Below are 25,458 nucleotides of genomic sequence, written 5' to 3'. Positions count from 1 at the left end.
TTTCCGGCCCGGCGGGCGGTCGTATCGCGGCGTCGTCCGCCGGTCGGCCGTCAGCCGTTCTTCGAGGAGTCGAGGTGGGCGAAGGCCACCACGTTGTCCTCGTAGTCCTTGGCGGTCTTGTTGTACGGGCCGCCGCAGGTGATCAGGCGGAGTTGCGCGGACGGGGTGTCGGAGTAGACGCGCTTGTCCGGGAACTTCGCCTTGCTGAACGTCTCGACGGAGTCGACCTTGAACGTGGCGACCGAGCCGTCGGCGCGGGTGATGTCGACCGTGGCACCCGGCTTGAGGAACTGAAGCGAGAGGAACACGGCCGGACCCGTCATGGTGTCGACGTGGCCCGCGACGATCGAGGCGCCGCGCTCGCCGGGGGTGACGCCGTCCTTGAACCAGCCCACCATGTTCGGGTCGTTGGCGGGCGGCGGGTTCAGCCGGCCGCCGGCGCCGAGGGCGAGGCCGGTGAACGGGGCGTTGACGCCGAGGGACGGAATCTGCAGCCGCGTCGGGACGGAACGCAGCAGCGCGGGGCCGACGGGCCGTTCCGACGGGGCGACGGGGCGGGGCGCGGCATGGGAGCCGAGGACCTCGGGTACGGCGGGTGCGACCGCGGCGGCGGGCGGGGCAGGCGGCTTGTCGTCGGCCGAGGTGCCGAAGGAGTTGTAGATGAGGAGCATGCCGAGCCCGGCTGTCACGGCGGGCCACATCAAGGCGCGGCCTAGTGTGGATCCGGGGGCAGTCCGGGTGTGAGTGGAGCCGGGCGACTGCGGGGCGGCCATGGGAACGTGCCTTTCACTTGCGCGGTGCTGGGGGAGAGAAGTGCGCTGGGGCTCGACCGGTGCGGACCGGTGGGGAAACGAAGGTGCCGCGGCCGCCGCCCCGAGGGGTGGCGGCCGCGACAGCGTGACGACCGGCTGAGGGCTGGGCCCGGTCAGGCGATCGCGCCCCCCGACGACTGACGGCGGCGAAGCTTGTACGCGCCGACGCCGACACCACCGAGCAGCAGCGCCGAACCGGCGGCCAGGCTGCTACCGGTCATCGCCATCCCGCCGCCACCGGCGTGCACCCCGCCGCGCGGCCTGTCCTCGCCACGTCCGCCCTCGTCGCCGCCGCGCCCACCGCGACCGCCCTCGTCGCCGTAGTCGCCACCGCGACCGCCCTCGTCGTCTCCGCCGCGACCGCCCTCGTCGCCGCCGCGTCCGCCTTCGTCGCCGCCGCGTCCGCCCTCGTCACCCTTGACGACCCGGGCCATGAAGCCGCCACCGGCGTGGACACCACCGCGCGGCCGGCCTTCGTCGCCGCCGCGGCCGCCCTCGTCACGGCCGCCGCGGTCGCCGCCGCGTCCGCCCTCGTCTCCGCCGCGGCCGCCCTCGTCGTCTCCGCCGCGACCGCCCTCGTCGTCTCCGCCGCGACCGCCTTCGTCGCCGCCGCGTCCGCCTTCGTCGCCGCCGCGGCCGCCCTCGTCACCCTTGACGACCCGGGCCATGAAGCCGCCACCGGCGTGGACACCACCGCGCGGCCGGCCCTCGTCTCCGCCGCGGCCGCCTTCGTCGCGGCCACCGCGGTCTCCGCCGCGGTCGCCGCCCTCGTCGCGGCCGCCGCGGTCATCGCCGCGGTCGCCGCCTTCGTCCCGACCGCCGCGGTCTCCGCCGCGGTCGCCGTTGTCGTCCCTTCCGTTCTCGTCGCCGCGCGAGGACGAGGAGCCGTTGTTGTGACCCGAGTCCGCCGCCGTGACCATGGCGTAGGCGGAGGGGCCGGTGATGGCGAGGACCGCTGTGACAGCGGCCGAAGCGAACAGTGTGCGGGCAGAGCGCATCTGAACACATTCCTTCCGCCGCGACTGCGAAGAGTGACGGGCTGTCGACTCAGTGTGGAGCAGTGGCGACGTGATCCACCGTCAGCCGGAATGCGGACCCGCGCCATCGGGGAGCGCCGCATTGGAGCTACGCGGTGGGCCCTTCGGGTGGCGAAAAGCCGATAATCACCCGTTGGATTGCATGCGGTGCCACGCGAGGTTTGGGCGGCGGCGATCCACTCGTTTGCCGAGATCTCCGCCCGGCGGCGGGGTCGGCCACGCGGCCCGAGATCGGCCCGGGTCGGCATCAACACGGCTGGAAATCAGGCGAGTTGAGGAGAGATCGGAGATGCTTTTGGTGCGGGGGACGCGCCCCGGCGCCGGTGGGACCGCGTGCGGCGGCTCTCCGTGGAATCCGCGCAACGGCGTACGCGATCCGGTGACGCGCCGAAGCCGTGCTGCTTGTCTTCGGCTTCCCCGGTGTGATCGCTGCCCCAGGATCGGTCGCCCGGTCGCCCGGTCGCCCGGTCGCCCGGTCGTCCCCCTCACCCCGTCACCCTGTCGTCCCGCCGTCAGGAGGCCCGGTGTCCGGGGCGGAACGCCGACCGCTCTGCTCCTCCGGCTGCTCCTCCGGCTGCTCCGGCCGGCTCAGATCTCCCGGACGACGCGGGCCGGGTTGCCGACCGCGACCACACCGGCCGGCAGGTCCTTCGTGACGACCGCACCCGCGCCGACCACCGTGTTCTCACCGATCGTCACACCGGGGCAGACGATGACGCCGCCGCCGAGCCAGACGTTGTCGCCGATGGTGATGGGCCGCGCGGCCTCCCACTTCGCCCGGCGGGGCTCGGGTTCGACCGGGTGGGTCGGGGTGAGGAGCTGGACGTTCGGGCCGATCTGCACGTCGGCCCCGATGGTGATCGGCGCGACGTCGAGGAGGACGGCGCCGAAGTTGATGAAGGTGCCTGCTCCGATCGTGATCTGCGAGCCGTAGTCCACCCGCAGCGGAGGCCGGACCTCCACCGCGTCGCCCAGCTTGCCCAGCAGTTCGGTGAGCGCGGCGCGCCGGCCGTCCGGGTCGGCGGCCGAGGTCGCGTTGAACCGCTCGCTCAGCACGGCCGCGCGCAGCGCGTCGGCGGCCAGTTCGGGATCGTCGGCGATGTAGGGCTCCCCGGCGAGCATGCGCTCCTTCTGACTGGTCACTTTCTCTGTTCCTCCTGCTCGACGGGGCGCTCGACCCGACGCGACGACTCGAAGACGCAACGACAGAAAAGAGTGTCATATGCACCCCACCGTCATTCGCACCGCCGTCGCGCCGCGCCCGCCCGGACGCCGGTAGTCCCGGACGCCGGTAATTCGGTTGTCGCGCGAGCGGCCGCCTGCTGTACTGCCTCGCAGCACTCGACCGACCGAGGAGAAGACCATGCGCGGAACTCTCATGTTCATTCAGACGGGAATTGCCACCGCTCTCGAAGACATGGAGTTTCGTGCACACGCTGAATCTGGGAATTCTGGCGCATGTCGACGCCGGTAAGACGAGCCTGACCGAGCGGCTGCTCCACGCCGCCGGTGTCATCGACGAGATCGGCAGCGTCGACGACGGGAACACCCAGACCGATTCCCTGGCACTGGAACGGGAACGCGGCATCACCATCAAGTCCGCCGTCGTCTCGTTCGCCCTCGACGACCTCACGGTCAATCTGATCGACACACCCGGGCACCCGGATTTCATCGCCGAGGTGGAACGGGTGCTGAGCGTGCTCGACGGCGCCGTGCTGGTGATCTCGGCGGTCGAGGGCGTCCAGGCGCAGACCCGTGTTCTGATGCGGACACTGCGACGCCTGCGCATTCCGACGCTCATTTTCGTGAACAAGGTCGACCGTGGCGGCGCGCGGGAGGAGCCCCTCCTGCGGAGCATCGCCGAAAGGCTCACCCCGGCCGTGATCGCGATGGGACCGGTCGTCGGGCCGGGCCACCCGGATGCCCGCTGTACGCCGTACACCGGGGCCGACGCGGACTTCGCGGACCGGCTGACCGAGCTTCTCGCCGACCACGACGACGCTCTGCTGGCCGCGTACGTCGAGCGCCCGGCGCCGCTCCCGTACAGCAGGCTGCGCGCAGAGCTGGCGGTGCAGACCGGACAGGCGCTGGTGCATCCGGTGTTCTTCGGATCGGCGGTCACCGGAGCGGGTGTGGACGCCCTGACCAGCGGAATCAGGGAATTGCTGCCCGCGAGCAAGGGCGATGCCGACGGGCCGGTCTCCGGCACCGTCTTCAAGGTGGAGCGGGGGCCGGGCGGCGAGAAGATCGCGTACGTCCGGGTGTTCTCGGGCACGGTACGGATCCGCGACCGGCTGCCGTTCGGCCGGGGCGACGGAAGCGCGAGCGGGCGCGAGGACGGGTGCGCGAGCGGGCGCGAGGACGGGTGCGGGGGCGGGCGCGCGAGCGGGCGCGGTGCCGGGAAAGTGACCGCGATCAGTGTCTTCGACCGCGGTTCGGCCGTGCGCGGGGCGGCGGTCGGCGCGGGCCGGATCGCGAAGCTGTGGGGGCTCGGCGGCATTCGGGTCGGCGATCCGGTCGGCGTGCCGGACACGGCCCGGCCGGGGCAGTGGTTCGCGCCGCCGACGCTGGAATCGGTCGTGGTCCCCTGCGCTCCGGCGAGCAGGGGTGAACTGCATTTCGCGCTCGCCCGACTCGCCGAGCAGGACCCCCTGATCAATCTGCGTCAGGACGACATCCGGAAAGAAGTGTCCGTCTCGCTCTACGGCGAGGTGCAGAAGGAGGTCATCCAGGCGACGCTCGCCGATGAATTCGGAATCGACGTCACCTTCCGCGAGACCACGACGATATGCCTGGAACGGCCGAACCGCAGCGGGGCCGCGTACGAGGTGATCGACCAGCACCCCAATCCCTTTCTGGCGACCGTCGGCCTCCGGATCGATCCCGGCCCGGTCGGCAGCGGTATCGAATACCGGCTGGAGGTGGAACTCGGATCGATGCCCTTCTCGCTGATGAGGGCAGTGGAGGAGACCGTCGGGGAGACCCTGCGGCAGGGAATCCACGGCTGGCAGGTGGCCGATTGCACCGTCACCCTGACGCATTCCGGCTACTGGCCGCGGCAGAGCCATTCCCATGCCGTTTTCGACAAGAGCATGTCGAGCACGGCGGGGGATTTCCGCAACCTGACCCCCCTGGTCCTGATGAGCGCGCTGAAACAGGCCGGGACCACGGTTTACGAGCCGATGCACCGCTTCCGCCTGGAACTCCCCGCGGACCTGCTCGGCCCGCTGCTGCCGGTACTCGCGCAGCTGCGTGCCGTCCCCGGGACACCGGTCCCGCACGGTGCCGCATGTGTGCTGGAGGGCGAGATTCCGGCGGCCCGGGTCCACGCACTGCAACAGCGGCTTCCGGCCCTCACGCGCGGCGAAGGGCTCCTGGAATCCTGCTTCGACTCCTATCGCGCGGTCGTGGGCACGCCCCCGGACCGGCCGCGCACCGACCGCGATCCGCTCAACCGCAAGGAGTACCTGCTGCACACGGTGCGCAGGATCGCCGGACGAGGAGAAACGCACTGATTCAGGACTCCTGGGCCCGTCCCCCGCCCGTACACACATGCCCCGACCTGCACGGCTCCCGTTCTGCCCCGATGTAAGGCACCCTGACTCCCTGCCGCCCGCCACCGCCCGCAGGGAGTCGGTACACCCTTGTCCAGAGCTGAGATCGACCACGAACAGAACCATCTCGACCTGCTTCACGCCCGCGTGGAGGCCCTTCGCGAGCACGCCGGGCATCAGCTGGCCGGTGCGCTGCGGGAAACCGGCGGCACCCGGCAGGGGCGGCTGGAGCGGGAGGCGGCCGCCGCCCGGTACGCCGGACAGCTCGCGCGGTACGACGCCGCCGAGAACGGGCTCTGCTTCGGGCGGCTCGACCTGCGCGACGGGGAGCAGCACTACATCGGCCGGATCGGGCTGCCCGCCGAGTCCGCCGACGACGACCCGCTGCTGCTCGACTGGCGTGCCCCGGCAGCCCGCGCGTTCTACGTCGCCACGCCCGCGGCCCCGCACGGGGTGCGCAGACGCCGCCACCTCACCACCCGGGGCCGGCGGGTCGTCCGGCTCGACGACGAAGTGCTCGACCGGGACGGCGTGCCGGACAGCGAGCTGACCGGCGAGGCGGCCCTGCTCGCCTCCCTCGACACCGGCCGCACCGGCCGCATGCACGACATCGTCGCCACTCTCCAGGCCGAGCAGGACGCGATCATCCGCTCCGACCACCGCGGCGTTCTCGTGGTCCAGGGCGGGCCCGGCACCGGCAAGACCGCTGTCGCCCTGCACCGGGCCGCGTATCTGCTCTACACCCACCAGCAGTTGGCCTCCCGCGGCGTCCTGGTCGTCGGCCCCAGCCCCACCTTCGTCGGATACATCGGCCAGGTGCTGCCCGGCCTCGGCGAGAACAGCGTGCTGCTGTCCACCGTCGGAGAGCTGTACCCGGGAGTCCGCGCGGACCGCGCCGAGGAACCGGAGACCGCCGAGCTCAAGGGGCGTACGGAGATGGCGGGCGTCATCGCCGCGGCGGTGCGCGACCGGCAGGTGCCGACGGCGCCCGGGTACGGGGCCGCGCCGGGCCGGGAGGCGGGGGCGGCCGCGGTGGGAAGCGGCCCTTCCGAGGCGCCGGCGGGGTGCGGGCTCGCGGTCGAGTTCGACGGGGACGTCGTCCGCCTCGACCACGAGGAGTGCGTACGCGCCGCCGACACCGCCCGCGCCACCCGGCTGCCGCACAACCTGGCCGCCCCCGTCTTCCGGCGCGAGATCGTGGACGCGCTCGCCCGGCGGTCCGTGGCAGCCACCCGCGACCTCACCGACCGGCTGGAGGCGGACATCGCCGAGGTGCTCGCCGAGGCCGCTCTCGACCGTGCCGTACGCGCCGATCTGGACGCCCTGCCGGGGCTGCTCGGCGACGACGACTCGGCCACCGCGCGCGAACGCACCGAGGCACAGGACATCGACGACGCCCGGCGCCTGCTCGCCGCCGACGCCGACGTACGGGCCGCGCTCGATGCCCTGTGGCCGCCCCTCACCCCGCAGCAGCTCCTCACCGACCTGTACGGGCAGCGCGCGCGCCTGGCCGCCGCCGCGCCCGGACTCACCGACAGGGAAAGGGAGCTGCTGTTCCGCGCACCGGACGGCGCCGCCGGCTGGAGCGCCGCCGATGTGCCGCTGCTGGACGAGGCCGCCGAACTGCTCGGCCGGGACGACCGCGCGGCCGAGGCGGCCGCCGCCCGCGAGCGGGCCGAGGGCGTCGCGTACGCGCAGGGGGTCCTGGACCTCGCGGCGGGCGACGGGGAGGACGAGGAGGAGGGCGGCCTCGCCGGACTGGTCGACGCGCGGACCCTCGCCGGCCGCCACGAGGAACGCACCACCCGTACCGTCGCCGAACGGGCCTTCGCCGACCGGAGCTGGGTCTTCGGCCACATCATCGTCGACGAGGCGCAGGAACTCTCCCAGATGGCCTGGCGGCTGCTGATGCGGCGCTGCCCGACCCGTTCCATGACCCTGGTCGGCGACGTCGCCCAGACCGGCGACGCCGCCGGGGCCTCCTCGTGGGCGTCCGCGCTCGCCCCGCACGTCGGCGACCGGTGGCGGCAGTCGTCGCTCACCGTCAACTACCGCACCCCCGCCGAGATCATGGCGTCCACCGCGGATGTGCTCGCCGCGCTCGGCCCCGGGCTCGAACCGCCGCGCTCCGTACGGGAGACGGGCGTCGCCCCCTGGCGGCTGCGCACCGACGACACCGCCCGCGCCCTCGCCGACCTGGCCGCGAAGGAGGCGGCGGCGCTCGACGAGGGCCGGCTCGCCGTGATCGTCCCCGACGCGCGGCGGGACGAACTGGGAGCCGCGGTCGCCCGAGCGGTGCCGGGGGCGGCGTACGGGGAGGAGCCCGACCTGGAGAACCGGGTCGTGGTCCTCGGCGTGCGACAGGCCAAAGGGCTGGAGTTCGACGCGGTACTGCTGGCCGACCCCGCGGCCGTCCTCGGCCGTTCGGCGCGGGGCCTGAACGACCTGTACGTGGCCCTGACCCGGGCGACACAACGCCTGGGCATCGTCCACGAGGGTCCGGCCCCCGAGGTACTGGCGGCAGCGGTGACGGAACGGCGGTGACGGGGCAGGGATGACGGAGCGGGAGGGCGGGGCGAGGGGGGAGACCACGCATCCCGCGCCCCAGTGCCGTGACCGGCCATGTTTGCCCCGTCGCGTCGCCCGGCACGCACGCTCGCAGCGTTGGCCGAAAGCCCTGGTAGCTCCGCTACAAGGACTTTCGTCCGCCTTGTGACCGCACGCACCGGGCACCGCTCCTCACTGGGCAAACGTTGCCGGTCACGGCACTAGTTCAGCAGCGCCCGCGCCGCCCGCGCCCTCCGCCGGATCGCTTCCGCCGCTTCGGGCTCGACCCCGTCGACCACATCCGCGTACGCCTCCATCTCCGCCGCCCCGCGCAGAAACTGCCCGCTCTGCACGAGCAACTGCGCCCGCTCGTACCGCAGCCGTGCCGGGTGCGAGGGCAGCAGCAGGGAGAGGTCCACCGCCCACAGCGCCACATCCGTCCGCTCCGGGCGGGCCGCCGCCCACGCCCTGATGTTGTTCAGGATCCGCAGCACGATCTCCAGCGGCCGCGCGGGCACCAGCATCGACTCCTCCAGCGGCTCCCCGGTCGCCCCCGCCACCAGCAGCTCCGCGTCCTGCCCGGTCATCGGGCGACCGCCGTCGAACGGGTCGGCCAGCACCCGCTCGGCCGGATCGCCGAATCCGACGACGAAATGGCCGGGCAGCGCCACCCCGTACACCGGAGCGCCCGCCCGCCGCGCCACCTCGATCCACACCACGGACAGCAGGATCGGCAGCCCGCGCCGCCGCCGCAGCACCTCGTGCAGCAGCGACGACTCCAGCCGCTGGTAGTCCGCCGACGAGCCCGCGAAGCCGCACCGCTCGCCGAGCAGCCCGGCCAGCGCCGAGGCCCAGGCCCGGCCGCCCCGCACCCCGTACGGAAGCCGGCCCGCCAGCTCGTCCAGTTCGATCTGCGCCGCGTCGATCCCGTCCGTGCCCAGCGCCGGGTCGGCCACCGCGCCCAGCAGCAGGCAGAGCAGCGCGAGGTCCGGCCGCTCGGCGCGCGCCTCCTCGGCGAACTGCCGGCACCACTCGTCACGCCCGGGGTGTCCGGGCCCGTCAGGCCGGTGAGGACTCATCACGTTCGCCCGCCCCGCCCCGTCACGCCGACCGGAAGTGGTGGTACCGGTGATGGACCGCGAACCCCATGCCCTCGTACAGCGCCCGCGCCCCGTCGTTGTCCGCCTCCACCTGGAGCCACGCCGCCGAGGCGCCCTCGTCCAGGGCCTTGCGGGCGAGCGCGGCCATCACGCCGGAGGCGAGACCCCGGCGCCGCTGCGCGGGGTCCACCTCGACGGCCATGAAACCGGCCCAGCGCCCGTCCACCACACACCGCCCGATCGCGGCGGGCGCCGCGCCCCCGGCCTCGCCGGGCACGGTGGCGAACCACACCGACGGGCCGCCGCGCAGCACCTTCAGGACGTGCGGCCCCGGAGTCTCGAAGCGCTGGTAGCGGGAGAGCCACGCCTCGTCGAGGTCCCGGCTCAGCCGCACCCGGGACACCTCGGCGTCCAGATCCCCGATCGGCGCCAGCGCGGCAATCCGTACCTCCGCCGTCACCTCGCGCCGCCAGCCGCGCTCCTCCAGCTCGGCACAGAGCAGCTCCTGGGTGCCCTCGGCGCCGGTCGCGGTCTGGACGTACGCGGGCAGGTCCCGCTCCGCGTACCACCGCCCGACGTGTCCGAGCGCCTCGTCGAGCGGCATGCCCGGGTCGCCGAGCGGCAGGACGGAGTTGGCGCGCCGGGTGAAGCCCCGGGCGGCGCGCAGCCGCCAGTCGCCCAGCGGCTCGCTCTCCTCGGGCGGCCAGGCGCGGGCGCAGATGGGCGCGAGCTCGTCGAAGGAGGCCGCGGGGCCGCGCCGCCGGGCCGGGGCGGCGGGCACGACCTTGCCCGCCACCAGCGTCGATTCCGTGATGCGGACGGAATCACCGCTCTTCGCTGTGATCGACAGCACACCGTGGTCCCACGATGTGAGAACACCGACCGTGTCGGTGAATTTCGCCCCTTGCGAGCCACGTTCCGACATGCGCCGGACTGATACCCGTTTGCCCACGTCAGCCGGTGTAATTCGGACTTCGAGTTGTCCGCCGACGGTGAATTCCACAGCTCTCTCCGCCCCTCCTGTTCGGTTCGTGCCCGGGAACGGAGATACTAGGTGTGGGCATCGACGACGCCGCGCTCCCGCGCGAGAGCCAACGCCCTACCGAGGAGGAACGACAGCGTGACCTACGTCATCGCGCAGCCTTGTGTCGACGTGAAGGACAAGGCCTGCATCGAAGAGTGCCCCGTCGACTGCATCTACGAGGGCCAGCGGTCCTTGTACATCCACCCGGACGAATGCGTCGACTGCGGAGCCTGTGAGCCGGTGTGCCCGGTCGAGGCGATCTTCTACGAGGACGACACCCCGGAGGAGTGGAAGGACTACTACAAGGCGAACGTCGAGTTCTTCGACGACCTCGGGTCGCCCGGTGGTGCCTCCAAGCTGGGCCTGATCGAACGCGACCACTCGTTCATCGCCGCTCTGCCGCCGCAGAACCAGTAGTCGGCGCCGGCACGTGCGCCGCCCCGGTCCCGTACGGCTCGTCCCCGTGCGGGACCGAGGCGTTTGTGCCGCCGGACGGCCCGTGACCGAGCAGAGCCCATGAGCCCGAGGACCTCGTCGACCCGAGTGCCCCTCGTGGCCCGACCGGGCCTCGTCATCCCCGTACGAGAAAGCAGAGATCCGTGTCCGCAGTCTCCTCCCGTCTCCCGGTCTTCCCCTGGGACAGGCTCGCGCCCTACAAGTCGACGGCCGCCGCCCACCCGGACGGCATCGTGGACCTGTCCGTCGGCACCCCCGTCGACCCGGTGCCCGAGCTGATCCAGCGGGCGCTCGTCGCCGCAGCGGACAGCCCCGGCTATCCGACGGTGTGGGGGACCGCCGAGCTGCGGGACGCGATCACCGGCTGGGTGGAGCGGCGGCTCGGCGCCGTCTCCGTGGCACACGAGAACATCCTGCCGGTCGTCGGCTCCAAGGAGCTGGTGGCCTGGCTGCCGACCCAGCTCGGTCTCGGCGCGGGCGACCGGGTGGCATACCCGCGCCTCGCCTACCCGACGTACGAGGTGGGTGCCCGGCTCTGCGGCGCCGAGCCCGTCGTCTACGACGACCCGACCGAGCTGGACCCGGCCGGCCTGAAACTGCTCTGGCTCAACTCCCCGTCCAACCCGACCGGCCGCGTCCTGTCCAAGGACGAGCTGATCCGGATCGTCGCCTGGGCGCGCGAGCACGACGTGCTGGTCTTCAGCGACGAGTGCTACCTGGAGCTGGGCTGGGACGCCGAACCCGTCTCCGTGCTGCACCCGGACGTCTGCGGTGGTACGTACGAGGGCGTCGTCGCCGTCCACTCGCTCTCCAAGCGCTCCAACCTGGCCGGGTACCGTGCGGCCTTCATCGCGGGCGACGCGTCCGTCCTCGGCGATCTGCTGCTGATCCGCAAGCACGGCGGCATGATGACGTCCGCCCCGGTCCAGGCGGCGGCGGTCGCGGCGCTCGGTGACGACGAGCACGTCGCCGAGCAGCGGACCCGGTACGCGGAGCGGCGCGCGGCCCTGCGCACGGCGCTGGAGGCCCACGGCTTCCGGATCGAGCACAGCGAGGCGAGCCTCTACCTGTGGGCGACGCGCGACGAACCCTGCTGGGAGACCGTGGAGTACCTGGCGGAACTCGGCATCCTGGTGGCGCCGGGCGACTTCTACGGGCCCGCCGGTGACCGTTTCGTGCGCGTGGCGTTCACGGCGACGGACGAGCGGGTGGCCGCCGCGGTCAAGCGACTGGCCTGACGGCCGACGGCACATCACACGCGAGGGGCCTCGGGAGTGCGCACTCCCGAGGCCCCTCGCGTGTGACGCGCCGGCCGGTGGCCGGTGCGGGTCAGCCGATCGGCAGACCCTTCGTGGGCAGACCCTGGGTGGGCAGACCGCCCTGGGTCGCGGCACCGGCGGCGCTGCCGAGGACCTCGCCCGCGCTGCCCGCGGCACCGCCGGCGGCGTTCTGCACGGCGGGGGCGGCCTGGGCGCCGGCCTTGCCGACGGTCTTGCCCGCCGCCGGGAGGGTCGTCCCGACGATCTTGCCGCCGGTCTCGCCCGCCGCCTTGGTGCCCTGCTGCGACGCGCCGTCGACCGTCTTGCCGAGGCCGGCGCCGTCGACGGTGGTCAGACCGCCGAGCTCCGGGGTCTGCGGGAGCGCCGCGGCACCTGCGGCTCCGGCCGCACCGACCACGGGGGCCGCACCCGCGGCGATCAGCAGCGCGGCACGGGCGATCCGGCGGGTCAGGGGGAGGGACATGATGCTCCTTCGACGGAATGAGGAAAGTGAGGAATCGGTCTGTCCGTTGATCGGACGCAATGACAACCGTCGTAAGGGCGGGGGAGGTTGCGGTGCACCGAGGTAAAGAGTCGGCAATGCGTCACATAATCCGCCATGGACGAACCCGGACGCACGCCCCATTCCCGAATGGCCCGATGAACCGTCACTTCTCCTTGTACGCAGGGGAGTTGGGGATCGGGGCAGAGGCGACGGGAACCGCCGTGCGAGAGGATGTTCCGATGAGCTCGGACCACGCCTCCGGGTGGCCTTCCGTACTACTGAACGACTGCCGCATGAGGCGGTGTGGAGCGGCTTTCGTGCGGGGCGGCTACCGGACGAGCCGCATGCGGACCTCGGCGGTGCCCGATTCCCCGTGCTCCGTCCGCCATCCCGACCCCGCCTTCCACACCCGGCCCGCGTACGCGACCTCGTCCAGCCGGAGCGTCTCGGACTGTGCGACCGCCCAGTGCGCGAGCTCCCAGCCGCGCCGCGACGGGTCGTCGTCCCCGGCGGGGAGGGTCGCCCGCACCGGCACCGAGACGGTGCTCCCGACCCCCGCCGGCGCACCGGCCGCGCCCTTCCCGTCCGCCCGCGCCGACAGCTGCTCCGGCGGCAGCACGTCCTTGCCGAAGGCGCGCACCAGCTGCGTCCGCACCCGCGCCGCGTCGGCCGTCGCGGCCGTGGTCCGCGGCGGCGTGCAGTTCAGCGCGGCGGGCGTACGGCCGGTCAGCGCGGCCGCCAGCAACGCCGCGTCCGGCTCGTGCTTCGCGTACGCCTGCGGGAAGCCGCTGCGCTGGACCCGCTGCGCGGCGACCGTCAGCGGCAGCCGCGAATAGCCGGGGACCTCGGCCAGGTGCCGGTAGAACTCCCCGGCGGAGTAGACCGGGTCCAGGATCTGCTTCTCGGTGCCCCAGCCCTGCGAGGGGCGCTGCTGGAACAGCCCCAGCGAGTCCCGGTCGCCGTGATCGATGTTGCGCAGCCCCGACTCCTGCAACGCCGTCGCCAGCGCGATCGTCACCGCGCGCTCCGGCATCCCGCGCGAGGAGCCGACCGCGGAGATCGTCGCGGCGTTCGAGGCCTGCTCCGCGCTCAGCCAGTACGTACGGCTCTTGCCGGCCGAACCGTCGGCGGACTCCACGGTGCACCCTTCGGCGCTCTGGTTGCCCGATATGTACTGCACGGTCAGATAGCCGCCCAGCGCGGCGAGGACGCCGAGGGCGGCCGCGGCACGGAGGAGACGGCTGCGGCCGGTGTGTCGGCGGGGGGAGACGGTCCGGGGCACGGGGCCACCGTACTGGAGTACAGGGCCGGGCCGAGGGCCCAGTCCATCAGGTCCTGTTCCGTTCCCTTAGGGTCGGTTCCATGCCTGAAAGCACGCTTGACCTCACTCTGGACGGCCCCGCGCTCACCGCCCGGCTCGTCGACTTCCCGTCGGTCAGCGGGCAGGAGAAGGAGCTCGCCGACGCGATCGAGTCGGCGCTGCGCCCCCTGCCGCACCTGACCGTCGACCGGCACGGGAACAACGTCGTCGCGCGGACGGACCTGGGCCGTGCCGAACGGGTCGTACTCGCCGGACACATCGACACCGTGCCGATCGCCGGCAATGTGCCGTCCCGGCTCGACGACGACGGCGTGCTGTGGGGCTGCGGCACCTCCGACATGAAGTCGGGTGTCGCCGTGCAGCTGAGGATCGCCGCGACCGTGCCCGAGCCCAACCGCGACCTCACCTTCGTCTTCTACGACAACGAAGAGGTCGCCGCGCATCTCAACGGGCTCGGCCACGTCGCCGCCGCCCACCCCGAATGGCTGACCGGCGACTTCGCGGTCCTCCTGGAGGGCTCCGACGCCCAGGTCGAGGGCGGCTGCCAGGGCACGCTGCGGGTCTTCCTCCGCACGGAAGGGGAGCGGGCCCACTCCGCGCGCGGCTGGATGGGGTCCAACGCCATCCACGCCGCCGCGCCGGTCCTGGCCCGCCTCGCTGCGTACGAACCGCGCCGCCCGGTCATCGACGGCCTCGAATACCGCGAGGGCCTGAACGCGGTACGGATCGAGGGCGGCGTCGCCAACAACGTCATCCCCGATGCCTGCACCGTCGTCGTCAACTTCCGGTACGCCCCCGACCGCACCGCCGAGGAGGCCCTGGCCCACGTCCACGAGGTCTTCGCGGACTGCGGAGTCGCCGAATTCACCGTCGACGACCACTCGGGCGCGGCCATGCCCGGCCTCTCCCACCCGGCGGCCAAGGCGTTCATGGCGGCGGTCGGGGGCACCGCCCGGCCCAAGTTCGGCTGGACCGACGTCTCCCGCTTCGGCTCCCTCGGCATCCCCGCGGTGAACTACGGACCCGGCGACCCGCTCTTCGCGCACAAGCGGGACGAGCACGTGGTGGTCGACCGGATCACCCACTGCGAGGAGCGGCTCCGCTCCTGGCTCACCAGCTGACCCACGGCATTCCCCTCGCCGTAACCTCGGTGGATCTACCCTGACCTGACACGGATGGTCATCGGTGATGGTCATCGATCGTCGTCGGAGGGAGCAGGTCATGGGCAACCCCGAGGGAGCGCAGGTCCCCGAGGAGCAGCGGCAGGGGCCGGTACTGCGCCGCAGGGACCAGGTACAGCCCGGCACCACCGACCAGCGGCTGCTGGACACCGAGGGCGACTCCGAGTGGGTGCACACCGACCCGTGGCGGGTGATGCGCATCCAGTCGGAGTTCGTCGAAGGGTTCGGCGCCCTCGCCGAGCTGCCGAGCGCCATCAGCGTCTTCGGCTCGGCCCGCACCCCGGTCGGCGGGCCGGACTACGAGGCGGGCGTACGGATCGGCAAGGCCCTGGTCGAGGCCGGCTTCGCGGTGATCACCGGAGGCGGCCCCGGAGCCATGGAGGCGGCGAACAAGGGGGCGCGGGAGGCGAAGGGCGTCTCGGTCGGCCTCGGCATCGAGCTGCCCTTCGAGTCCGGTCTCAACCCGCACGTCGACATCGGCGTCAACTTCCGCTACTTCTTCGTCCGCAAGACGATGTTCGTGAAGTACGCGCAGGGCTTCGTCGTCCTGCCGGGCGGCCTCGGCACCCTGGACGAGCTCTTCGAGGCCCTCACCCTCGTCCAGACGGGCAAGGTCACCCGCTTCCCGATCGTGCTGTTCGGCACCGCGTACTGGAGCGGGCTCGTGGACTGGTTGCGGGACACGGTGGTGGCACAGGGCAAGGCGTCCGAGCACGACCTGCTCCTGTTCCACGTCACCGACGACGTGGACGAGGCGGTCAACCTCGTCACGAAGGAGGTCGGCCGGGTCGGCCAGTAAGGGCTGTCCCGCAATGCCCGGCGGGCGTGCGAGGGCAGCCACGGCACCTCGCCGCGTTGTCGGAACGCCCGAACACATCCAGTACTAGGGCGTCCCTCCGCCGTGCGATGCACCGCATCCGACGCCGCACGCCGATCCACCAGGGGCTACGGGACAGCCCTGAGGGCGTCCGCACGGACGGGCCGGCCCGCCGCGAACGGCGGCAGGATCCGGCCCGTCCGGCCGCCGGAGCGCGGGGTCCGGGGCGGAGCCCCGATCGTTCACGCCAGCCCGCGCCGCGCGACCGCCGGCTCCCGGTGCCCCGCGATGGACGCCACCATGTCCAGCACCTGCCGCGTCTCCGCCACCTCGTGCACCCGGTACACCCGCGCCCCCAGCCACGCCGACACGGCCGTCGTCGCCAGCGTCCCGATCACCCGTTCCTTCACCGGCCGGTCGAGCGTCTCCCCGACGAAGTCCTTGTTGGACAGCGATACGAGGACCGGCCACCCGGTCTCCGTCATCTCCTCCAGCCGACGCGTCGCCTCCAGCGAGTGCCGGGTGTTCTTCCCGAAGTCGTGACCGGGGTCGATCATGATCCCGTCCGGCCGCACCCCGAGCCCGACCGCCCGCTCGGCCAGCCCGGCCGTCACCCGCAGGATGTCCGCCATCACGTCGTCGTACGCGATCCGGTGCGGCCGGGTCCGCGGTTCGGCGCCGCCCGCGTGCGTGCACACCAGGCCGGCCCCGTACCGCGCGGCGACCTCCGCGAGCTTCGGGTCGACGCCGCCCCACGCGTCGTTCAGCACGTCCGCGCCGGCCTCGCAGACCGCCTCGCCGACGTCGTGGCGCCAGGTGTCGACGCTGATCACCACGTCCGGGTGGCGGCGCCGCACCTCCGCGACGAACCCCACCGTGCGACGGGCCTCCTCCTCGGCGGTCACCTCGTCACCGGGGCCCGCCTTCACCCCGCCGATGTCGACGATCGCCGCGCCGTCCGCCACCGCCTGCTCGACCCGGGCGAGCGCCGGTTCGTCCCGGAACGTCGCGCCCTGGTCGTAGAAGGAGTCCGGGGTACGGTTCACGATCGCCATGATCACCGGCTCGTGCGCACCGAATTCGCGCCGCCCCAGCCTGAGCGCACCGCTTCGCATCCCGTGTTTCTCCTCTGGTAGATCGCCCGTGGGTCGCCTGCGACCCTAACTGTCGGTGCCGCATGGCACGATCGGAGCCGGACAGGTTTCCGCTTCCGGGGAGATGCGCGTGTTCTGGTTCTTGCTGCTGGCGATGGTGGTGGTCGTGGCCGCGGTCACCCTCGCGGTGGTCGGCGGGGGGAAGAGCGCCGTCCTGCAGGACGTGGCGCCCGAGCAACTGACCGACCCGCTGCCGACGACGCGTCCGGTCGGCCGTGCGGATGTCGAGGCGCTGCGGCTGCCGGTGGCCGCGCGCGGCTACCGCATGACGGATGTCGACGAGGCACTCGACCGGCTCGGTGCCGAGCTGGCCGAGCGGGACGCGCGGATCGCGGAGCTGGAGTCGGCGCTGGCCGGGGCGCAGGCGACCGCGGTCGGCGGTCCGGATCTCCTCAAGCGGCCGGAGGACCGGCCGCAGCTGCCCCCGGAGCCACCCGGGGACCGTCCGAGGGCGCCGTGGGAGGTGTCCTCTCAGGAGACCCGGAGCGAACCCCGGCCGGATCCGGGGCAGCCTCCCCGACCCACCCAGCGACCCGGAGAGGAGCCCCGACGATGAGCGGCGGCGCGGAAACGGCCCCGGACGGCGGACTGCGTTGTCCCTGGGGGCTCTCCACCGAGGACTACCTCGCGTACCACGACACCGAATGGGGCAGGCCCGTCCACGGCGACGACGCCCTGTTCGAACGGCTCTGCCTGGAGGCGTTCCAGTCGGGCCTCTCCTGGCTGACGATCCTGCGCCGCCGCGAGGGCTTCCGCTCCGCCTTCGCCGGGTTCAAGATCCCCGCCGTGGCGGAGTTCACCGACGCCGACAAGGAGCGGCTCCTCGCCGACGCCGGCATCATCCGCAACCGGGCGAAGATCGAGGCGACCCTCGCCAACGCCAAGGTGCTGGCCGACTGGCGCCCCGGCGAGCTGGACGAGCTGATCTGGTCCCACGCCCCCGACCCGGCCGGCCGCCCGGCACCGCGCACCGTCGCGGACGTGCCCGCGGTCACCCCGGAGTCCGCGGCGCTGGCCAAGGACCTCAAGAAGCGCGGGCTGCGGTTCGTCGGACCGACGACGGCCTACGCCCTGATGCAGGCCTGCGGGCTGGTCGACGACCACCTGGCCGACTGCGTGGCGCGCGGCACCGGGGCGTAGACCCGGGGGGCCGGCTACCGCCCGAGGTACTTCGGCCTCTCCTTGTTTAGGAACGCCTGCACCGCGATCGTGTGGTCCTCGGACGCGCCCGCCTTCGTCTGGAGTTCGTCCTCCTTCTCCAGCGCCTCGCTCAGCGTGTGAGCGGCGCCGTAGGCCAGGGACTCCTTGAGCGAGGCGTACGCCACCGTGGGACCGGACGCCAGGGCGCGGGCCACGGCGGCGGCCTCGGCCGCCAGGTCGGCGGCGGGCACCAGCTTGTTCACGATGCCCAGCTCGTGGGCGTCCTGCGCGGAGACCGAACGCGGGAAGAGCAGCAGGTCCGCGGCGCGGCTCCGGCCGATCAGGCGGGGCAGCGTCCAGGAGACGCCCGAGTCGGCGGTGAGGGCGACTCCGGCGAAGGACGTGTTGAACGAGGCGGTGTCGGCGGCCACCCGGTAGTCGCAGGCCAGCGCGAACCCGAAACCGGCGCCGGCCGCGACCCCGTTCACCCCGGCCACGACCGGCTTGGGCATCTCGGTGAGGGCCCGCACGATCGGGTTGTAGTGCTCCTTCACGGTGCTCAGCGCATTGCCGCCACCGGACTCACGGGCCTCGTCGAGCTTGCCGACGTGCTCCTTCAGATCCTGGCCGACGCAGAAGGCACGCCCGGTCGCGGTGAGCAGGACGGCCCGTACGGCGGTGTCGGCCGCCGCGGACTCCAGCGCCTCCCGGAGCGCCACCTTGGCCGCGGTGTTCAGGGCGTTCATCGCGTCGGGACGGTTGATCGTGATCGTCGCGAGCCCGTCGCTCACGTCGTAGAGCACGCTGTCCGCCAACTGGTCGGCCATTTCGCTGTCCCCTCTGCACCTCGGGCAATGCCTGTCCAGGCAAGCATGGCCGACCCGGGGCGGAGACGACATGTGACCTGCGTCTAACAATTGCGCTCCGTTGGAGGGGGGAAGAGGGCGGAGTATCGCAGCTGGATCGCCGAATTGGGTGGTTTTGAGAGAGCGCGTTGCGCAAGCGATGCAGACCGATGTTGGTCATCGGGGTCTGTGATGCGGGATAATGGCCTGGAAGCAATGTGTTCGATGCCGGTGACACAGCGCCTGTCATGGGGCCGCCGGTTGCGATGAGCTGGTTTCAGGAAGGGGAACGAGCATGGCGGCCATGAAGCCGCGGACGGGCGACGGCCCGCTCGAGGTGACAAAGGAGGGGCGGGGCATCGTCATGCGCGTTCCGCTCGAAGGCGGCGGTCGGCTTGTCGTGGAGCTGACTCCGGACGAGGCCGATGCCCTCGGCGATGCCCTCAAGAAGGTCGTCGGCTGAGCAGAGGCGCCCACACTTCTTCGCTGCCCCGGCACGGTACCCGTGCCGGGGCAGCGATGCGTCCGCCACCGGTGTGCCGACGGAACCGGGTCCGCGGACCGAGCCGGCCGGGCGCTTCGGACGCCGCGGCGGCAGGATCGAGCCCGTCCGGCGGCTGAGGGCATCCGCGGCCGCCGGTCGGGGGCAGGTCCTTCCCCCGTCCCTCGCACCCGGGGTGGGGTGTCAGCCCCTCCGCACCGCGCACAGCAAGCCGTCGCCCACCGGCAGCAGCGTCGACATCAGCTCCTGGCTCTCGCGTACCGCCCGCAGCAGCTCCCGCAGCCGCAGCACCTCCGCGGGCTGCGCCGCGGAGTCGATCGTCCGGCCGTCCGCGAAGACGCCCTCGAAGCAGACCAGACCGCCGGGCCGCAGCAGGCGCAACGATTCAGCGAGGCAGTCCAGGCTCTCCAGCCGGTCGCCGTCGCAGAACACGAGGTCGTATCCGCCGTCGGCGAGCCGCGGCAGCACGTCCAGGGCGCGGCCGGGAATGAAGCGGGCCCGATTGGCGGCGTACCCCGCGGCCCGGAACGCCTCACGGGCGAACTGCTGGCGCTCGGGCTCGGGGTCGACCGTGGTCAGCACTCCGTCGGGCCGCATGCCGTGCAGTAGATAGAGTCCGGACACGCCGGTCCCGGTGCCGATTTCGGCCACCGCTTTGGCGTCCGTCGTGGCAGCGAGCAAGCGCAGCGCGGCGCCGGTACCTGGCGACACCGGGCGGAGCCCTGCCTCCTGGGCCCGGTCCCGGGCCCAGTGCAATGCTTCGTCCTCGGCGACAAAGGCGTCGGCGAACGCCCAGCTCGTCTGCCGGTTGGCGGTAATGACCCTCTCCTGTCCCCGTAGTTGGCGCAACGGTGACTGTATCCGCTGCACCCGGGAACCCGCAGATGGGACCAGGCGTTGTCCAAGGGCAGGGGAAAGCGCATGGAATCGGCCCGCGGATCGGGTCCGGGAGTCATGGGCCGGCTGTTCCCGGGGTGATCCCCGGCCCCAGCAGGAAAAAGGCTTATCCGGAGCTAACGGGCGAGGTCGCTATGGTAGGGGCTCCACTGGACACCACCAGAGCCGATAGGGGAGGTGCGGCTGCGCCTGTGGATCGGAGAGGAGTGCTGCGGCGCTTTCTCAGGTCGGCGGGTGAGCCGAAATCCGTGACCAACTTCGCTGACCGTTCTTCCAACGTCTCCGCACCGACCGCGACCTTCGCCTCAGACGCGGACTCCCAGGCGTGGACGCCGCCCTCATGGGAAGAGATCGTCAGCACGCACAGCGGCCGTGTGTACCGCCTCGCCTACCGGCTGACGGGCAACCAGCACGATGCGGAGGACCTCACCCAAGAGGTCTTCGTGCGTGTGTTCCGGTCGCTGTCGACCTATACGCCGGGCACCTTCGAGGGCTGGCTGCACCGCATCACGACCAACCTGTTCCTGGACATGGTCCGTCGTAAGCAGCGGATCCGCTTCGACTCCCTCGGTGACGACGCCGCCGAGCGGCTGCCGAGCCGTGAGCCGTCCCCGCAGCAGGTCTTCAACGACACGCATTTCGACGCGGACGTGCAGCAGGCGCTGGACACTCTCGCGCCGGAATTCCGTGCCGCCGTCGTGCTCTGCGACATCGAGGGCCTCTCGTACGAGGAGATCGCCGCGACGCTGGGCGTGAAGCTCGGCACCGTGCGCAGCCGTATCCACCGCGGTCGCTCGCACCTGCGCAAGGCGCTCAAGCACCGTTCGCCCGAGGCCCGTGCCGAGCAGCGCTCGCTGGCGGGCGCGATCCTGGCAGGGGAGGGCGGAACGGCGTGAGTGGCACAGGCCCGACCCCTGCGGAACAGCACCTGGGGGACCGGCTCGCCGCGCTTGTCGACGGCGAGCTGAAACACGACGCTCGCGAACGGGTCCTCGCCCATCTCGCGACCTGCGCCAAGTGCAAGGCCGAGGCCGCGGCCCAGCGACGTCTGAAGAGCGTCTTCGCGCAGTCCGCCCCGCCTTCGCCGTCCGAGGGGTTCCTTGCCCGGTTGCAGGGCCTTCCCGGGGGACCGGGGGGTGACGACGACAGCGAGGGAAGACCATTCGGCGGCTCCGGGCGCTTCGCGGACGGGTTCTTCCCCGTGATCCAGCAGTCCGGCAGCCGCACCGATCCGCCGGGGAATTCACCTCTGGGAGGCTTCGGTTTCTTCCCGGCTCCGCACGGCTCGACCGCGATTCTGCCGGGCGGGTCGTCCTCCCGTTCGGGCTTCCGGATCCATGAGGTGGGCCGCGAGCCGGACCGGTCGCCGTGGCGCGGCCGGAGATTCGCCTTCGCGGCGGCCAGCGCCGTGTCGCTGGCGGCCATCGCCCTGGGCGGTGCCCTGCCCACGGGCGCGGGTCCCAACGCCCCGGCACGGGCGGCGGGCGCAGGCAACACGGTGACTCCGCTGGACGCCGCTTCCCGCAGCGAGGGCGGCAGCTCGGTGAGCCGCCGCAGCGGTGGCGGCCAGGGTGCGCTGTCCGGGACCGGGGCGGGCGACCGCTCGACCGCCGACGCTGCCCCGCTTCCCCGGCCGGACTTCACACCGGCGGTGGTTTCCACCGGTCCCGCACTGCTCTCCTCCGGAGACCTCTCTTCCGGGAACCTCGCGTCCGGGACCCTGGCGTCCGGAACGCTCGCGGGGAACACCTTCGCCGTTCAGGGACTGACCAATGTGTCCGCGCCCCCTCTGATACGCCCGACCGGTACCACCCCGCTCTTCGCACAGGTGCTCGGGCGGCTCGCCCCCCAGTCCCCGGCTCCCTCGGTGTCGCCGTCCTGGACGCCTCCGTCGGCCTCGGCCCTCCCCACCCCCGCCGATCGCGGTCTGCCGCTTTCCTCCCGGCGCTGACCGGGGTCTGCGCAGGCATTCGCAAACCTGGTTGAATTCCGGGAGCAGTTCCGGGAGGGACGCCCCCGAGGGGGCGTGCAGAGGCCAGTTGCGGCAGTTGCGGGGAGAACATGGAAGACGGGAAGTCCACCGGGCCGAAGGCGAAATGGTGGAGCCGGCCCGCGCCGGGACGCACCACCCGCACAGCGCCGGACGAGCCGTCCCCCGCCGAGGACACGGCGCCCACGACCGGTACGGCCGGTACGGCGGACGCGACGGCCGTCATGGGCACCAGGGACGCGACGGCCGCAGATGCGGCGGACGCGACGGGTGTGACGGAGGCGGGCGTACACCCGGCCGGGGCACCGACACCCGAGCCGGTGTCGCCGCCCGCGCCCGAGCCCATGGCGCCCGTACCAGCCACGCGGCCCATGGCGCCGCTGCATCAGCCCGATGAGTACAGCACCCCGCCCTACGGCGGACCCGGCCCCTGGGCGCCCGCACCCCCCGTGCAGCGGCCGGTTCCGACCCCCGCGCACGGCACCCCCGTTCCCGCGCAGTACGCGGGAACGAACGGCGCGGGCCTCCCCACGGCACCGAACTACCCTGCGGCACCGACCCACCCCGCGGCACCGCCCGTCCCCGCCGCGCCGACCCACCCCGCCGCTCCCGGGTTCACGCCCCCGCCCACACCCCCGTTGCCGGAGCAGGCCCAGCCGACGCAGTGGCTCCAGTACGACCCCTGGGGTGCGCCCCGGCAGCCGCTGACCAACCCGGGTCCGCCCCTCGGCGCCGACGGCGGCCGCAAGAAGAACCGCCGCGGCTCCCTCCTCGTGGGCGCGGTACTGCTCGCCCTGGTGGCGGGCGGCATCGGCGGCGGCATCGGCGCCTACATCGAGCGCAACGGCGGCCTCACCCAGGTCGAGCTTCCGCAGACCGGCCGCAGCAGCGGCGGCCGCGCCCCCGACAGCGTCGCGGGCATCGCCGCCAGCGCACTGCCCAGCGTGGTCACCCTCCATGTCAGCGGCACGACCGAATCCGGCACCGGTACCGGATTCGTGCTCGACAACTCCGGTCACATCCTCACCAACAACCATGTCGTCGCCCCGGCCGGGTCCGGCGGCGAGATCACCGTGACGTTCAGCGGCGGCGAGACCGCGCGCGCCGAGGTCGTCGGCAAGGACAGCGGCTACGACCTGGCCGTGGTCAAGGTCAGCGGCGTCTCCGGCCTCAAGCCGCTGCCGCTCGGCAACTCCGACAACGTGCAGGTCGGCGACCCCGTGGTGGCCATCGGGGCCCCCTTCGACCTGTCCAACACCGTGACCTCCGGCATCATCAGCGCCAAGGACCGGCCGATCACCGCGGGCGGCGAGAAGGGCGACGGCAGCGACGTCAGCTACGTCGACGCGCTGCAGACCGATGCGCCGATCAACCCGGGCAATTCCGGTGGTCCGCTCGTCGACACCGATGCCCATGTCATAGGCATCAACAGCGCCATCCGTGCCGCCGACAGCGATTCGAGCGCCGAGGGCGGGCAGTCCGGTTCCATCGGACTCGGCTTCGCCATCCCGATCAACCAGGGCAAGCGGGTCGCCGAGGAGCTGATCAACACCGGGAAGGCCACTCACCCGGTGATCGGCGTCACATTGGACATGAAGTACACGGGGGACGGCGCCAAGGTCGGCACGAAGGGGTCGGCCGGCAAGCCCGCGGTGACCCCTGACGGGCCCGGGGCCAAGGCCGGGATCAAGCCCGGGGACGTCATCACCGAGGTCGACGGCCGACGGGTGCACAGCGGCGAGGAGCTGATCGTGAAGATCCGCGCGCACCGGCCCGGCGACCGTTTGGACCTCGGCCTGACCCGAGGTGGTAAAGACCTGTCCATCTCTTTGACCCTTGGTTCGGCAACCGGCACGTGACGGCGGCGGGACGCTACCGCGCGGACAGATTCGGCGGGTACCGTGGGCCGGGTCCGGACCTCGACCGACACGGTCTCGGAGAACACGAGGAGCAACAGGGTGTTCAATGACATAGGCGTACTCGAGCTGGCGACGCTCGCGATCCTGGGCGTGCTGATCTTCGGCCCGGACAAGCTGCCCAAGGTCATCCAGGACGCCTCGCGCTTCATCCGCAAGGTCCGTGAGTTCTCGGAGAGCGCCAAGGAGGACATCCGCACGGAGCTCGGCCCGGAGTTCAAGGACTTCGAGTTCGAGGACCTCAACCCCAAGACGTTCGTCCGCAAGCAGCTCATGGACGGCAACGACGATCTGGGGCTGAAGGAGATCCGCGAGAGCTTCGACCTGCGCAAGGATCTGGCCGAGGTCACCGACGCGGTGAACGGACGGGAGAGCGCGGCCGTGGAGTCCGCGGACTCCCGTGGCGGCGTGTCGAGCGGCTCGGCGATCACCGCAGCCAACGGCTCCGGCGGTACTCCGGACCTGCTCAAGAAGCGTGCACAGCCCGCGAAGGACGACCACCCGCCGTTCGACGCCGACGCCACCTGACGGTGGTCAATCCCGGGTCGTCCGGAGGGTATGGCTATTCTCCATCTGTCCGGTTGTGAGGACGCCCGTGGGGGGCGGGCCGCTCCGGACCCAACGGATCGAGGAGGCGGGCCGCGCAGATGGAGACGACCAGTCGGGTGGGCGCGGAAGGCGTGCCGGGCACAGCCGGCACGGAGGAGGTGCCGGCGGCCCGGCGTATTGTCGACGGATATCTGGCAGCTCCGTTTCCCTGGTACGCGCTGGACGAGGCCTTCACCGGGCCCCGTTGGCTGATGCAGGTGGGCACCGCCGCGGACGGCACGGTGCAGCACGGTTCGCTCGGGCACGGTGACGAACCGTCGATGCGGACCGACGCCGGTGCCGAGAAACAACGATTCGCCGCCGTCGTGACGGTGGCCAGCAGCCCCGTGCGGCGCAGCGGTGACGGTACGGGGGTGCTGGACGCGACCTCGGTCTCCTCCGCGGCCTGGCTGGCCGGGTCCGGACTGCTCGCCTGCACATGGCCTCCGCAGCTGGACCATTCGCTGCGCGACGACTGGCTGGACCAGCAGACGGAGACGGCGTTCGAACTCGCCGACGACCTGGACGGCTCCGCGTGGTCGGTGCTGTCACTTCCGGTGGACGGCGTCCCCGTGCCGTTCCACTACCGCGAGTCCGAGTTCGGCTGGGTGCTGGCGGGTTCGGCACACGGCGGGGTGCACATCGGGGCGTACGGGCGGGGGATGAGCGCGTACGGGCTGGGGTTCTCGGTGGTCGGCGACATCGCGACGTACGCGTAGCGGCGCGACGCAGGGGCGACCGGCCGCCCCTCGAACGCCGGACGGGCCTGGCAGACCAGGCCCGTCCGGCGTTCGAGGACGGGGCCCGTCCGCG

At 72.4% G+C, this 25,458-nt stretch carries 24 protein-coding genes; 15 read left to right on the top strand and 9 right to left on the bottom strand.

Features of this window, described 5'->3' with window-relative positions; translation table 11 throughout:
• Positions 1–50: 50 nt before the first annotated feature.
• Positions 51–773, bottom strand: a complete 723-nt coding sequence (locus ACIOMQ_RS00500) for a class F sortase (RefSeq protein WP_362200422.1) — start codon at positions 771–773, stop codon at positions 51–53.
• Positions 774–1,054: 281 nt separating this feature from the next.
• Between ACIOMQ_RS00500 and ACIOMQ_RS00495 the strand changes: the two genes are divergently transcribed.
• Positions 1,055–1,975 (top strand): hypothetical protein, encoded by a 921-nt coding sequence (locus ACIOMQ_RS00495; protein ID WP_402187364.1) that lies wholly within the window; start codon positions 1,055–1,057, stop codon positions 1,973–1,975.
• 462 nt (positions 1,976–2,437) lie between these two features.
• On the opposite strand, the gene ACIOMQ_RS00490 is transcribed toward ACIOMQ_RS00495, so the two are convergent.
• Entirely contained in the window at positions 2,438–2,971 is a 534-nt protein-coding gene (locus ACIOMQ_RS00490) for a sugar O-acetyltransferase (protein WP_362200949.1), read from the bottom strand.
• Between the two features lie 305 nt (positions 2,972–3,276).
• Here ACIOMQ_RS00490 and ACIOMQ_RS00485 point away from each other — a divergent pair, with 305 nt between their 5' ends.
• Together ACIOMQ_RS00485 and ACIOMQ_RS00480 are read left to right on the top strand one after the other, a co-directional pair.
• The gene (locus tag ACIOMQ_RS00485) at positions 3,277–5,364 is read left to right on the top strand and encodes a GTP-binding protein (protein WP_402187361.1); all 2,088 of its coding nucleotides are present in this window, start codon (positions 3,277–3,279) and stop codon (positions 5,362–5,364) included.
• Positions 5,365–5,493: 129 nt separating this feature from the next.
• Positions 5,494–7,947 carry a HelD family protein gene (locus tag ACIOMQ_RS00480; protein ID WP_401985402.1) on the top strand — a complete coding sequence of 818 codons (2,454 nt, stop codon included), beginning with the start codon at positions 5,494–5,496 and terminating at the stop codon, positions 7,945–7,947.
• A 224-nt stretch (positions 7,948–8,171) separates the two neighbouring features.
• Here the strand turns inward: ACIOMQ_RS00480 and ACIOMQ_RS00475 are convergent, their stop codons facing one another.
• Together ACIOMQ_RS00475 and ACIOMQ_RS00470 are read right to left on the bottom strand one after the other, a co-directional pair.
• Entirely contained in the window at positions 8,172–9,029 is an 858-nt protein-coding gene (locus ACIOMQ_RS00475; protein WP_362200434.1) for a transglutaminase-like domain-containing protein, read from the bottom strand.
• A 22-nt stretch (positions 9,030–9,051) separates the two neighbouring features.
• A complete protein-coding gene (locus ACIOMQ_RS00470) occupies positions 9,052–10,053 on the bottom strand; it encodes a GNAT family N-acetyltransferase (RefSeq protein ID WP_402187359.1) in 1,002 nt (333 codons plus the stop codon).
• Between the two features lie 117 nt (positions 10,054–10,170).
• On the opposite strand from ACIOMQ_RS00470, the gene fdxA reads away from it, so the two are divergent.
• Both fdxA and dapC read left to right on the top strand, forming a co-directional pair.
• Positions 10,171–10,491, top strand: coding sequence for a ferredoxin (gene fdxA, locus ACIOMQ_RS00465; protein WP_362200440.1), 321 nt, complete (start codon positions 10,171–10,173; stop codon positions 10,489–10,491).
• 182 nt (positions 10,492–10,673) lie between these two features.
• On the top strand, positions 10,674–11,768 hold the full coding sequence (gene dapC, locus ACIOMQ_RS00460) for a succinyldiaminopimelate transaminase (protein ID WP_402128556.1): 1,095 nt from the start codon (positions 10,674–10,676) through the stop codon (positions 11,766–11,768).
• A gap of 91 nt (positions 11,769–11,859) precedes the next feature.
• Here dapC and ACIOMQ_RS00455 read toward each other — a convergent pair whose 3' ends face one another.
• Positions 11,860–12,273 (bottom strand): ATP-binding protein, encoded by a 414-nt coding sequence (locus ACIOMQ_RS00455; protein ID WP_362200446.1) that lies wholly within the window; start codon positions 12,271–12,273, stop codon positions 11,860–11,862.
• Between the two features lie 349 nt (positions 12,274–12,622).
• Complete coding sequence (locus ACIOMQ_RS00450; RefSeq protein WP_362200449.1) at positions 12,623–13,576, bottom strand: hypothetical protein; 954 nt, start codon at positions 13,574–13,576, stop codon at positions 12,623–12,625.
• Positions 13,577–13,656: 80 nt separating this feature from the next.
• Here ACIOMQ_RS00450 and dapE point away from each other — a divergent pair, with 80 nt between their 5' ends.
• Both dapE and ACIOMQ_RS00440 read left to right on the top strand, forming a co-directional pair.
• A complete protein-coding gene (gene dapE, locus ACIOMQ_RS00445) occupies positions 13,657–14,736 on the top strand; it encodes a succinyl-diaminopimelate desuccinylase (RefSeq protein WP_362200452.1) in 1,080 nt (359 codons plus the stop codon).
• A gap of 100 nt (positions 14,737–14,836) precedes the next feature.
• Positions 14,837–15,595 (top strand): TIGR00730 family Rossman fold protein, encoded by a 759-nt coding sequence (locus tag ACIOMQ_RS00440; RefSeq protein WP_362200455.1) that lies wholly within the window; start codon positions 14,837–14,839, stop codon positions 15,593–15,595.
• Positions 15,596–15,855: 260 nt separating this feature from the next.
• Here ACIOMQ_RS00440 and folP read toward each other — a convergent pair whose 3' ends face one another.
• Positions 15,856–16,728, bottom strand: coding sequence for a dihydropteroate synthase (folP, locus tag ACIOMQ_RS00435; RefSeq protein ID WP_401753853.1), 873 nt, complete (start codon positions 16,726–16,728; stop codon positions 15,856–15,858).
• A 103-nt stretch (positions 16,729–16,831) separates the two neighbouring features.
• On the opposite strand from folP, the gene ACIOMQ_RS00430 reads away from it, so the two are divergent.
• Both ACIOMQ_RS00430 and ACIOMQ_RS00425 read left to right on the top strand, forming a co-directional pair.
• Positions 16,832–17,323 (top strand): DivIVA domain-containing protein, encoded by a 492-nt coding sequence (locus tag ACIOMQ_RS00430; RefSeq protein WP_401261241.1) that lies wholly within the window; start codon positions 16,832–16,834, stop codon positions 17,321–17,323.
• Positions 17,320–17,907 carry a DNA-3-methyladenine glycosylase I gene (locus ACIOMQ_RS00425; RefSeq protein ID WP_362200464.1) on the top strand — a complete coding sequence of 196 codons (588 nt, stop codon included), beginning with the start codon at positions 17,320–17,322 and terminating at the stop codon, positions 17,905–17,907. The genes ACIOMQ_RS00430 and ACIOMQ_RS00425 overlap by 4 nt, the downstream gene beginning before the upstream one ends.
• Positions 17,908–17,921: 14 nt before the next feature.
• On the opposite strand, the gene ACIOMQ_RS00420 is transcribed toward ACIOMQ_RS00425, so the two are convergent.
• On the bottom strand, positions 17,922–18,734 hold the full coding sequence (locus tag ACIOMQ_RS00420) for an enoyl-CoA hydratase/isomerase family protein (RefSeq protein ID WP_401261238.1): 813 nt from the start codon (positions 18,732–18,734) through the stop codon (positions 17,922–17,924).
• A 313-nt stretch (positions 18,735–19,047) separates the two neighbouring features.
• Between ACIOMQ_RS00420 and ACIOMQ_RS00415 the strand changes: the two genes are divergently transcribed.
• Positions 19,048–19,215, top strand: coding sequence for a DUF3117 domain-containing protein (locus ACIOMQ_RS00415; RefSeq protein WP_003966491.1), 168 nt, complete (start codon positions 19,048–19,050; stop codon positions 19,213–19,215).
• A 222-nt stretch (positions 19,216–19,437) separates the two neighbouring features.
• Here the strand turns inward: ACIOMQ_RS00415 and ACIOMQ_RS00410 are convergent, their stop codons facing one another.
• On the bottom strand, positions 19,438–20,103 hold the full coding sequence (locus ACIOMQ_RS00410) for an O-methyltransferase (RefSeq protein WP_402187354.1): 666 nt from the start codon (positions 20,101–20,103) through the stop codon (positions 19,438–19,440).
• A 182-nt stretch (positions 20,104–20,285) separates the two neighbouring features.
• Here ACIOMQ_RS00410 and sigE point away from each other — a divergent pair, with 182 nt between their 5' ends.
• The 5 genes from sigE to ACIOMQ_RS00385 all read left to right on the top strand — a co-directional run bounded on the left by sigE (position 20,286) and on the right by ACIOMQ_RS00385 (position 25,364).
• Entirely contained in the window at positions 20,286–21,047 is a 762-nt protein-coding gene (gene sigE, locus ACIOMQ_RS00405) for an RNA polymerase sigma factor SigE (RefSeq protein WP_362200952.1), read from the top strand.
• Positions 21,044–22,102: a zf-HC2 domain-containing protein gene (locus ACIOMQ_RS00400; protein ID WP_401261235.1), complete on the top strand. Its 1,059-nt coding sequence runs from the start codon at positions 21,044–21,046 to the stop codon at positions 22,100–22,102. Before sigE ends, ACIOMQ_RS00400 begins: the two co-directional genes overlap by 4 nt.
• Before the next feature lie 110 nt (positions 22,103–22,212).
• Entirely contained in the window at positions 22,213–24,000 is a 1,788-nt protein-coding gene (locus ACIOMQ_RS00395; protein WP_401753857.1) for a trypsin-like peptidase domain-containing protein, read from the top strand.
• Between the two features lie 99 nt (positions 24,001–24,099).
• The gene (locus ACIOMQ_RS00390) at positions 24,100–24,585 is read left to right on the top strand and encodes a sec-independent translocase (protein WP_362200480.1); all 486 of its coding nucleotides are present in this window, start codon (positions 24,100–24,102) and stop codon (positions 24,583–24,585) included.
• 119 nt (positions 24,586–24,704) lie between these two features.
• A complete protein-coding gene (locus ACIOMQ_RS00385) occupies positions 24,705–25,364 on the top strand; it encodes a hypothetical protein (RefSeq protein ID WP_362200483.1) in 660 nt (219 codons plus the stop codon).
• Positions 25,365–25,458: the final 94 nt, after the last annotated feature.

The sequence above is a fragment of the Streptomyces sp. NPDC087845 genome (genome assembly GCF_044742755.1).
Taxonomy (GTDB): domain Bacteria; phylum Actinomycetota; class Actinomycetes; order Streptomycetales; family Streptomycetaceae; genus Streptomyces.
Note: the sequence above shows the minus strand (reverse complement) of the source record. Positions and strands in the feature narration are given on the sequence as shown.